The sequence below is a fragment of the Rheinheimera sp. WS51 genome, from assembly GCF_050936095.1.
Taxonomy (GTDB): Bacteria; Pseudomonadota; Gammaproteobacteria; order Enterobacterales; family Alteromonadaceae; genus Alishewanella.
Genome location: NZ_JBOTRC010000025.1, coordinates 1 through 10,176, shown reverse-complemented (window position 1 = coordinate 10,176; position 10,176 = coordinate 1). Strand labels below are relative to the sequence as shown.

9 protein-coding genes are annotated in these 10,176 nt (G+C 41.5%); all 9 read right to left on the bottom strand.

From position 1 onward, the window contains the following. Window positions 1-7: 7 nt before the first annotated feature. The 9 genes from ACRCA4_RS14650 to ACRCA4_RS14610 all read right to left on the bottom strand — a co-directional run bounded on the left by ACRCA4_RS14650 (window position 8) and on the right by ACRCA4_RS14610 (window position 10,157). The gene (locus ACRCA4_RS14650) at window positions 8-1,339 is read right to left on the bottom strand and encodes a hypothetical protein (RefSeq protein ID WP_433190237.1); all 1,332 of its coding nucleotides are present in this window, start codon (window positions 1,337-1,339) and stop codon (window positions 8-10) included. Between the two features lie 71 nt (window positions 1,340-1,410). After that, window positions 1,411-2,217 (bottom strand): alpha/beta fold hydrolase, encoded by an 807-nt coding sequence (locus tag ACRCA4_RS14645; protein WP_433190234.1) that lies wholly within the window; start codon window positions 2,215-2,217, stop codon window positions 1,411-1,413. A gap of 121 nt (window positions 2,218-2,338) precedes the next feature. Further along, window positions 2,339-2,818 carry a hypothetical protein gene (locus ACRCA4_RS14640; protein ID WP_217667590.1) on the bottom strand — a complete coding sequence of 160 codons (480 nt, stop codon included), beginning with the start codon at window positions 2,816-2,818 and terminating at the stop codon, window positions 2,339-2,341. Between the two features lie 106 nt (window positions 2,819-2,924). Further along, window positions 2,925-3,371, bottom strand: coding sequence for a GNAT family N-acetyltransferase (locus ACRCA4_RS14635; protein ID WP_433190231.1), 447 nt, complete (start codon window positions 3,369-3,371; stop codon window positions 2,925-2,927). A 142-nt stretch (window positions 3,372-3,513) separates the two neighbouring features. Beyond that, a complete protein-coding gene (locus ACRCA4_RS14630; RefSeq protein WP_433190228.1) occupies window positions 3,514-5,364 on the bottom strand; it encodes a UvrD-helicase domain-containing protein in 1,851 nt (616 codons plus the stop codon). Then, window positions 5,361-7,442, bottom strand: coding sequence for an ATP-dependent nuclease (locus tag ACRCA4_RS14625; RefSeq protein ID WP_433190225.1), 2,082 nt, complete (start codon window positions 7,440-7,442; stop codon window positions 5,361-5,363). The genes ACRCA4_RS14630 and ACRCA4_RS14625 overlap by 4 nt, the downstream gene beginning before the upstream one ends. 206 nt (window positions 7,443-7,648) lie before the next feature. Then, window positions 7,649-8,470, bottom strand: a complete 822-nt coding sequence (locus tag ACRCA4_RS14620) for an alpha/beta fold hydrolase (RefSeq protein ID WP_433190222.1) — start codon at window positions 8,468-8,470, stop codon at window positions 7,649-7,651. 99 nt (window positions 8,471-8,569) lie between these two features. Next, window positions 8,570-9,073 carry a DUF413 domain-containing protein gene (gene maoP / locus ACRCA4_RS14615; RefSeq protein ID WP_433190220.1) on the bottom strand — a complete coding sequence of 168 codons (504 nt, stop codon included), beginning with the start codon at window positions 9,071-9,073 and terminating at the stop codon, window positions 8,570-8,572. 22 nt (window positions 9,074-9,095) lie between these two features. Then, complete coding sequence (locus ACRCA4_RS14610) at window positions 9,096-10,157, bottom strand: hypothetical protein (RefSeq protein ID WP_433190217.1); 1,062 nt, start codon at window positions 10,155-10,157, stop codon at window positions 9,096-9,098. Window positions 10,158-10,176 lie beyond the last annotated feature (19 nt).

Sequence of the window (10,176 nt, the reverse complement as noted above, 5' to 3'; positions counted from 1 at the left end):
TAACGCTTCAATCAGCCGACGCGTTAGCGGTCGGCTGTATTGATTTGTTAGTTGCTATTTGCTGAAAGAACTGGCTTGAGTTAAATTCAGATTTTGTTACGAAATCTAACAAAGTTAACCAGGACGTGTGTGATACGAATGATTTGCTAACCTCTACAAAAGTTGCCGTTGTAGCTGGTTTGCCTTCGTTAACAGCCGAATTGAAAGCTTTCCATAGCAAAAATACATCGCTATTTCGCTCTTGAAGCTCATTGTTTAAGGCATCAAAGAGTAGCAAGCCGCAACTATAATGAATTTTACTGCTTTTTAAGGCAACGTTTCTATAATTGGTTTCAGTTCCAAAGCTACTCAAGCAATTTTCTTTTGCATTCTCCACTTTACTCAGAAATATTTTATGATTACCGTGTATTTCTGAGTATGAAATACCGGCAAATAGTTCAGCACTACCTTCATGTAGCCACGCGTCGGCTAAAGCTTCTACATTGCCAGCCCTTCCTTGATATAAATGCGCCACTTCATGAGCAAAAAACCAAAATGTAGCATTTTCATCTAATTTTTCTATGGCTTTTTCTCCATACCAATGCATAAATATTTGCCTTGGCAGAGTCCCGCCTTGATTACCATAACGACCATCGCTAGTCTGGCTATAGGAAGCATACAAGCTTGGGCGAGAGTTAAGTGCTCCCATGCGGGCGGCGAAATATGAAAGGATTTTTGGCAGGTTTTGAGACATCAACTCTTTCAGCGGTGCAGGAAGTCCTGTATCGATCAAGCTGACAAAATTTTCATCTTGTATTGGCTCTCCCTTGCCAACGTATACTTTTTGGCCGCTGTCGCTATCCACCCAACTGGCCTCTCCAGTATAAACAACTCCGTCAATAATTATATTGTCGTCTTTAGCTGCCCGAATACGGATAGGCCATTTGTTTAATGAACCATCACAAAGGTCAGGACACGCGAAGAACCTGCCAGAATGAAACAGCATTCCTCCGTCAGTGAAAGGGGAAAAAGGTGCATAGTCTTTCGGTAATGAGATATATGTCGGTGTAAGCTCAAATTCAACTTGAGTGAAAGGTTTACCATCGACTCGTCTTACAGCTTCGTAGTCATTTACCTTAATAATTTTAAAATCTGCAGATTTAGTTTTCCAACGCTTTCCCCTTGAGCTATCCGGAGCTCTTTGAAAGGAAATACGTGTAACGGGTGCATCAGACGTATAACTGACACTCCAACTTCCAGCAGGGCTCTTTATTATAACTGCGGAGATTTCGCTAGCTGCTATACCCCAGCTAGAAAGCAGTAAAAGAAGTAGTAGTATCCAGTTGTAATTACGACACATGAATTTTATTCCATTAGCAACTAACGCCCAAAGCAGCCGCGCTGTTGTTTGGCGTCGGTTGCCTTTGCTTGTTAGTGTTTGTCCAGCTTTTGCATCAGTACAAAAAGCTCATTTAAAACCAATTCTGGTTCATCAAACTGCACAAAATGACCACTTTTACCAGTCAACACAGATTTACCCTGTGGGAAAGCACTAGCCCACCCTTGCCATAGCTCACCCCACATTTGTCTGCCCTGATCCGTGAAAAACAAATTGGCCGGGCTATCTACTTTTTTTACAGAGGCTATCACCGTTACAGGCATATCTTTGATTTGTGGATAATCAGGTAGCGGCCTTTTACTCCAGAAATCCAGGTATTGGTTAGACATACCATTTGCCATATCATCCAGCTTTATTTGTGCAATTTCCCGGTTGCCCTTTTCTAAATCAATAGCGCGCAATATATCAACATCATGTTCGGAGGACGGGTCTAACATTAACAGTGCTTTTATTTGTTTTGGGTAAGCTGCAGCGAACTCTCTCGCAACACTGCCACCATATGAATGAGCAACTAAAATGACTGGCTGATTAACATCTAATGCAACTAAAAGCTCGCTGGCGTATTTTGCATAATCACTTGATGTAAAATGCCTCTTAATGGCTGTGGAGTTGCCATTTCCAACTCTAGAATAACGAATAACCGTGGCATGCTCAGCTATTTGGTTAAAAACGGGCTCCCAGTCAGACATACCTGCACTACCACCAGCCTCCAAAAGAACTATATGCTTACCGTTACCTGCAATTTCATACTCAAGTTCAAATTCATTGACGTTGATAAGTGCCGGTTGAGCTGAAACAGTAAAAGATAATGCGATACCAATAAACGTGATTAACTTCAAAATTACTCCTTAAAACACTAACGCCCGCGTTCAGCCGCGGCCAAAGTTGGGTGGCTTTTGTGGTATAAGCGCAGCGACCACAAAAGGCGCACAGCTTTGGACGTCGCGCTGCAACACCTTGTTATGTTGTGGGGACACCATAGAATGCCTCTGATGCTTCCTCCTTAATATTATCAAATTCTTCCTTAGTTATTTTACCCGATTCGAGCTCTGATTTTGCTTTTGAAATTTTGGCACGATACTTCATTTCCAAAACTGCCAAAATGTACCCATACTTTTCCCTGGTTATTCGATCAGCACTTAGCTCTTTGAGTGCCAATGCTTCATTCCAGGTTTTTCCAGAAGGTGCCTCAGGTATTGAAAAATCCTTAGAAGATAAGTTCGAATCACCTAATAAGTAGCCTTGCTCTATTGCTCTTTGCGCACATTTAAAATTGTAAAAATCAACCATATGCGATGCTGCACGCCAGTCGATAAATGCATGACGACAAACTTTAATTAAATCTGGGTCGTTAGCGTGCGCCAATTTTACACTTTTCATCGAACAGGCTGATAGGCTGCTGATGATTAACACGTAAAATATACTCTTAATTAGTTTCATTTTTATGCGATCCAGTAAACAACATAACGCCAAAATTTAGCGCGGAAAGCCGCGCAGCGGGTTGACGTCGCAGCCAGCGCTTTTTGCTGGCGTTAATATTTGTTTGTTAGAGGTTATATCTAAGTTTTTTGACAAAGCCAAATGTTTCATCGTTGACCTCATAATCTGTAAATCCATGTTTTCTATAGAAAGGGATAGCGTTCAATGCCGCATTGACCCAAACATAACCTATAGCGTTCTTACTTGCCGACTCATTTATTGCGTTTTTAAGCAAGGCTGCACCCACACCTGATTTTCTATATTCGGGAAGAACAAATAGCTCAGATAGTTTTTCATGCCCTTTAATAAGAACGAAACCGACAATAAATCCTTTATCTACTGCTTTTAAATATGAATGACCCTCCGCTTCCAAAGCGTGTTCTATATTTTCAAGAATTAGAGCTTTTAGATTATTTTTTTCACTTTCAGGCACTTCATTCATTAGCAATATGCAGATAGAAACAATATCCTTCAAAGCTAGATAATCTGCTTTTTCGACGGTTGAAATGATCATGGGGTACTCAGTCCTCTAACGCCGCGCTCAGCCGCTGTCAAAAGTGGCGCTGAAATTGCGCAAGCAATTTGAGTGACGCTTTTGGCAGTCGGTTGCAGCGCCTTGTTATACGGGGCTTTAAGCGGCACCGAACTAACTTTATTCATCTCTTCGAAGGCAGTATTTGCACCTGCTCGCTATCTAATAACTCACTTTCGACGAGTTCAACACGAGCCGCTTTTGCATCCTGACAATAAAGAAATATTCTTAGGTTCATCCGAGCTCGTGAAAAACAAACGTATGCCAATTTCCTGCTGCGAGCTAATTGACCTTCTGTGCCATCTCCAGCAGCAGCGGGCGTCAGAAGCTTATTGAAGCTGTACATGTTCCAGCTGGCTTCAATATCATCAAAAACAACTAAGACATCTTCGTATTCTTCCCCTTTTGATCCGTGCTGAGTACTGAGTGCCGTGTGATCAGAAACGAAACCGTAGTATGGGAGGAGCTCATTCGTTGACATTGATAAAAATTCGTCGGCTAACCAATCAGACTTTTCTTCAGCATGAATTGCCCTATCGTAAGCCTCAATTCTTGGTTCTCTATCTAATGTTTCAGCCAAACGGTCAGAAATATTGCAAAGTCGATTTTCTTTTGCATATCTCAAGATGTCTCCAATTGGACGTTTCGTCCACATTTCGGAAAGCTCGGTCACAAGATTATGAGCGCTATCTAGCATCTCCTTAAGAGGGCGTTCCTTATTTATGCCTAATATATCGAAAGCCGGCGTCTCTTCCCGTAATATATTGACAATCTGTTTTTTGTTGCCGCTCTGTAGTGAAGCTATCAAAGGGCATAGCGATTTGATAAATGGCTTAACTAAGAAATGGTCCCCATCGATATACTCATCTTGTGCTTTGTTCGAGGCATACTCTCCCGTAAATAGATTTTGTAGTGATGAGAACCCAAGACGTCTTGCAATCATCTGGCGCACCAAGAAGAGTCTTTTAGCTCCCTCATTATTCTGCCAACCGATGTATTGCAGGGCTTCATCGAATTTCGATAGAGACTGGTCTAGTTGTTCGGGTGTATATCTTCCACGAGGCCCAGCAGGTGCTTCTGTTTCAATCAAGGTCAGTAACACACTACCTACATTCAAGGCGCTTTCGCCAGCGGGCACCTGCTGAATGTCATTCCGAAGCTTATTAGTCAGCGCAACGATTGAGGTAGCCGATCGAAAATTTTCCTCTTTCTCGATTAACCGGAACCCTTCAGGCCCATCAAATACACCGGCTCCATTATCATAAATCTGTTGCATAGGGTCGCCAAAATAGGCAACCATCGGAAGACCTTCACCCGAACAAATTGTGTTGAATGCGCCAATAACACTATCAAATGTATCCTGCGCTTCATCGACAAAAATGTAGGGAAATTGAAAACCAAGTCCACGTTGCAAAATTGGACTCTCGGATATCAAGTATGCAGCTAAGTCGATGACGTCATCATGACCGATTTGCCCTTTCGAAAAGCTACTAAACTGACTCTCATCGTATTTAAACGTAGTCACTTGATCTAAAAGTTCTAATTCTGCCGTCAATTCAGCAACTCGAGCACGTGCTCTCTGGGCTGATTGAGAGTTACCGCCATTGTCTTTTTCGCGTGCTTTTGCGATATGGGTTGGAATGAGGTTATCACGAAGAGCTATACGAATATCTTTCGTAAATCGGCTGATGGAACTCCAAAGGAAACTATGAATTGTTGAAACCAAATAAAGTTCATCGAACCCAAGTCGTTCCTCAATTACAGCAGTTGCTCGCTTAGTATAGGTAATACAAACAATTTTCTGACCATTTTTTCTTAAATCACGTCCAACTTCATCACGAAGAAATTTTAGTGCCGTCACAAGTGAAGTTGTCTTCCCAGAACCGGCACCTGCTACTACAGAAAAAGACTGACCGGCCAAAAGACATTCTTCGATTTCCTTATCTGCTTTAGTCGGCTTGAGCAATTTGGTCATATGACAGACTCCTCGATTGCCTGATCTTGGCTTTGTAGCCTCTGTTCAAGCCATTCCAATCCTTCACGGATGTATAAAGGTACTTGCCAATCATCAGAAGACAGGACAGTAAGTGCAAAATCGGTTTTCTTGAAGCTCGATTCTCGAATGAGCTCGAACATTGACTGATTCAACTCTTCAGCTTTCGCTGGAAGTACAACGCCTTTGAACGTTCCTCCTCCACCAAAGGCTTGGATGTTTTCATAGATGAATGCTTCTTCTAAAGTTCGACCATGAACCATTATATGCTCACCTAAAAAATCCACTTCAACTGGACGCTGAAAAGCAACAAAACGGTCAAAATCAGCCTGCGATTGATCCTGAGCAGGAGTCTCATTGAAATCACTGATCAACAGTTTTCCTACGAACATGTCTTTGAGGCTAGCATTAGAAGTTATTGCACCAGCATCAACGGCACAGCAGGCTTTGGCTCGGCCGCCACCCTCTGGAGGCTTCACAGAGTCTATGTCGGTAATAACCAAGTAGGGTATGTGCAGGAAGGTCATTAGTTCTGCAAACCGATGAGCATACGCCCCGCCAACTTCTAGCGTAGTGAGGTACTTCGTGTTCAAGTTTGGTGATGTCTTCGTGATCATTTGTGGCAGAAGAAGCCGCTCCACAGTGCCTTCAATCAATATTGCTGCATCAGCGAAAAAGAGGTCGCAATGGATCAGAGCTAGATAGCGTTTTAAAAAATCAAGAGCAGCATCCGCATCCACTTCACCGTCATCCGTAGCGACTGCTGAAGCTTGAAAGTCTCTTAGGTTATGTATCTCTGACACACGTAGAATTTTAGAGGCAGTAGGATCTTCTTCTGAACGATGACATCTTCGAAAATACCTAACTTTTTCAAAATCAACTGAATTGAGAACATGTGATGAATGCGTTGTAATAACAAGTTGCGGACTACCAATTCCATCTTCATCGAGATTGTTAAGAATATTCCATATATTGCCGATGAATGTTTGTTGAACCTGAGCGTGTAAATGGACCTCGGGCTCTTCGATAAAGATTAGGTGGCATAATGGCCGGTTCTCTATGGTTTGCAACCACTGCAGCTGAAAATCCCGGATCTGGATCGCCATTAGCACCAAGTTTTTGAACCCCAATCCATTATATGCCTCGGGAAGCTCATGAGCAGTTTCCGCATCTATGTAGATTAAGTCTGTGCTGCCTCGTAGTGCGACATCGGCACTGATAGATGAAATTATCTTCAAACGACGTTCATGTGCTGCGGGCACACCCAATCCATCCAATACACCCATAAGGCTCCCGAAATGCTCATCGTAATGTTTCGTGAGTTTTTCGTTGTTCTCATCGATAATTTGGATGGCCGCTTCGCTGATATCAGCTTGATCTAAGTTGTTGCGATAGAACGAGGCAAACGCGGTGGAGAGCTTGCTGCTACGACTAGCTTCCTCATCATCATTCATGTTTCGTTGGGCATCAACGAAGTCCGCTCGCACCAAAGAATTCAATATGCGTTTGCCATCAGATGGCTTGAGTATTGTTTCCTCAATCTCATCGTTATCCAGCCTTGAAAGTGAAGAGTACTGAACGGAAAAATGATTCTTGAAGTTACCATCAAGACCTAAAAAGTGGCTTAGGCTTCTTTTTCGGTTACCGTCATCATCACTTGGGAAAATGGTGTTATATTCAGCCCATAACTTAGTAATATCATCTACTGCATACTTGCAGCGGATGCCGACTTTATATGTTTCTATGGATACACTTGAAAGCAAGGCAAAAGCACGACCAAAGGAGATGTTCTCGGGATCAAAGTCGAACCATAGGTCTAGCTCTATTGTGGGAAAAACAATATCTCTTTCGGGCGAATAATGGTCAATCTCCGAGATGCGTTCTATCGAGAAATCATGAATCTTAAAATCCCTGGAAGAGAGAAAACATCGAAATATGCTGGTTGCCGAAGTCTTTCCACTATTATTTGGCCCAACGAAAACAGTTTCAGAATCTTCGAAGTCTACTTCGACCTCTTCAAGGCGACGAAAATTCCTAATAAAGGCTTTAGCTAATTTCATTTTTCACTTCCATATTGAATGTGGCAACCAGTCTTTACCAACTAACTTTTTTCTTCAGTGGTATGCGACACCAATGTTCACTCTGAGACAAAAGTACGGCCACGAGCCGTAACGTATAACGCTTTGCTAATGGGCTGCCGCAGCGCAACGTAGGCAGTCCCGTGGAGGCCACGCTGTTTGTGGCCGGAACGAAATTAAGCAATTTGTTATACGCCATTAACTAAACCTAATAATGCACTGATAGAGCTTAAAAGGAGTAGTTTGTTGTCATGTGGTACGTTATGACCAGTTTGATTAGTAACCATATGGATAGAATTTGCATTATTACGGATCAGTGACTGGTGCAAATCCCTCCAGATCTTTTTACCTTCAACACTATGCCCTATCCACCAATCACTTTCATTTAATTTTGATGAGGTAACTATTACCACAGGAATTCTGTTAGCAATATCGCCGTCAGCAATCATTTTCTGAAGATAAATCCCTTGCAGAAGATTCCATTCAGGCTGGTTATTATTCATGGCGTTTAATTTAGTTGTATCGCGTTTCGACCAAGCTGCGTCGATTTTATTTAATTCACTATCAAATAGTTCGTGACTTGGATCGAGCAAGATTAATCCTGTAACCTGCTCGGGATAAGTGGCAGCAAAAGTTCTTACATGCAAGCCACCAAATGAATGCCCAATTAAAACCAGATTATCTTTTGCGTTAATAGCCGTAAGCAGTTTATCAAGTCGTTGATTTGAAGTAGCTAAACTAACATCTTTTGCGCTTTGTGATTTACCATTCCCAGCACGAGAATATATCACTGCTCTGATATTTAACTTAGAAAGGTCAGCTAATAACGGTTGCCAGTAAGCTAAACCCATTCCGATACCTGATTCAATCACCAGTGTTGTGCTGCCAGCACCAATATCGATATATTCTATTTGAATGCCATCAATAGCTATGACTTTTGGTTCCTGAGCTTGCGCTAAGATTGGATTTGCAATCAAGAAAAACAACAAAAATGTTAATCGAAGAATCAAGCGTAACTCCTATGCGTATAACGCTGTAATAACCGGCGGAGCGTAGCGACGTCCGCCAGCTTGCTGGCTTGGTTAATTACTTTGTTAGGCGATTTTGACTTATAAACCAAAGTCATGAAGCCCTCCCCAATTGGTGATATTAAAACGCTGTTGACTTTTGCCTTTATTCTGAATACTTCGGATCTTGATGATCGCCTTTTGAATTTTTAGTCTTGATGGTGAATCAGAACATTCATTTTCTTTTTTACGAAGGTATTTAATTAGCGTATCAAAGACCAAATCTGGCAATTCCTGAGATAACACCTGAATGATTTCAAAATCACCTTGTTCGATCTTTATGCTCATAAGAAAAGCAATATTCAGAGATTGGTACTTCATCCAAGCTTTTTCGTATTCGGATTCAGGCTCACGATTACCATTACAAACTTCAATAAAATTGGCTTGAGCTTCTGTTTCTGGCTTCAAGTCTCCTGAAGCGAGCGCTTTTAACCAATACCCCTTAGAATTAATTATTTTGTACTCTTTAGGAGTAAACCCTTCGATATCCCTACCAGCGAGATAATCTTTTCTCCTTGCTTGAATAATATGCTCGCTCTCTTTCATATCACCCGCCTAACGCCCAAATTTAGCGCGGAAAGCCGCGCAGCGAGTTGACGTCGCAGCCAGCGCTTTTTGCTGGCGATAATATTTGATTGTTATGCCGTGATGCTGAATCTAACAACGCTGAGATGAAATACTCGGCATTATCAACACCAATGAAAATTGAATTAACCGACCCCAACGGCTCTGAAAGTTCAATTCTGATATTTGGATTACCTGAGTAATTGTAACGCTTTACAAATTTCGAGCGAGGTACAAACTCGTTATTTCTTTCAATTTTAACAATGTTCTCTAACGGTATTACTAGCGGATGATAAAGCCCATAACGAATAAATAACTTATTACAAACTAAAGAAATTGGCCTTCTCGAAAGTGCCCGATACTCTGCAATAAAAAAAACCAAACTAAAAATCGTGAGTAATGTGACAACATTTGCAGCAAGAGGTGACCAGATAAAGTGCAACACCAGATGCATAATTGGCATTTCAAATGCAATGAGGAAGATGAAACCTAGCAAGTTACTTTTTGCGCCATCTTTCTGATGATAGGTAAAGTGTCGATCACCTCTGAAATGTTCTGATTTGATGCGGTTTGCAAAAAATGCAAATGTCCACATCCTCGTTTCGAAAGTCAATAAAGACGCAACAGGACTTTCACCCAAGTATTTTTTTATTGGCCTTTCTATCGCAAGATCGGGATCTTCACTCTTACCTATGGCTGCTTTAATCGCAAGATACACTGTTAAAATTGCAACAAGTTCAAATAACAGAATAACAGCCAAAACAAAATAGCGACCATTTTCAAGATAATGCCAGATCAGCTTACTTTGCTCAGGAACAATGTAACTACCGATCAGAACAGCTAAGCAGCTCAAAAAAACAGCTTTTAATAAGCCTTCTTTTTTGTCTTTAGCACAGAAGAAGCTGATTATCGGTAGTACTATTAATGCATCCAAAAGAAACAGCCATTCAAAATTCGCACTGCCATAATTATTTAGCTTGCTGTTAGATTGGTAATAGAAACCCCACCATGTCGAAATACAGACAAGAAATAAAAACGGCAGTTTTGATCTTATAGAATCATTCATTGATATCTCCGAACGGCAT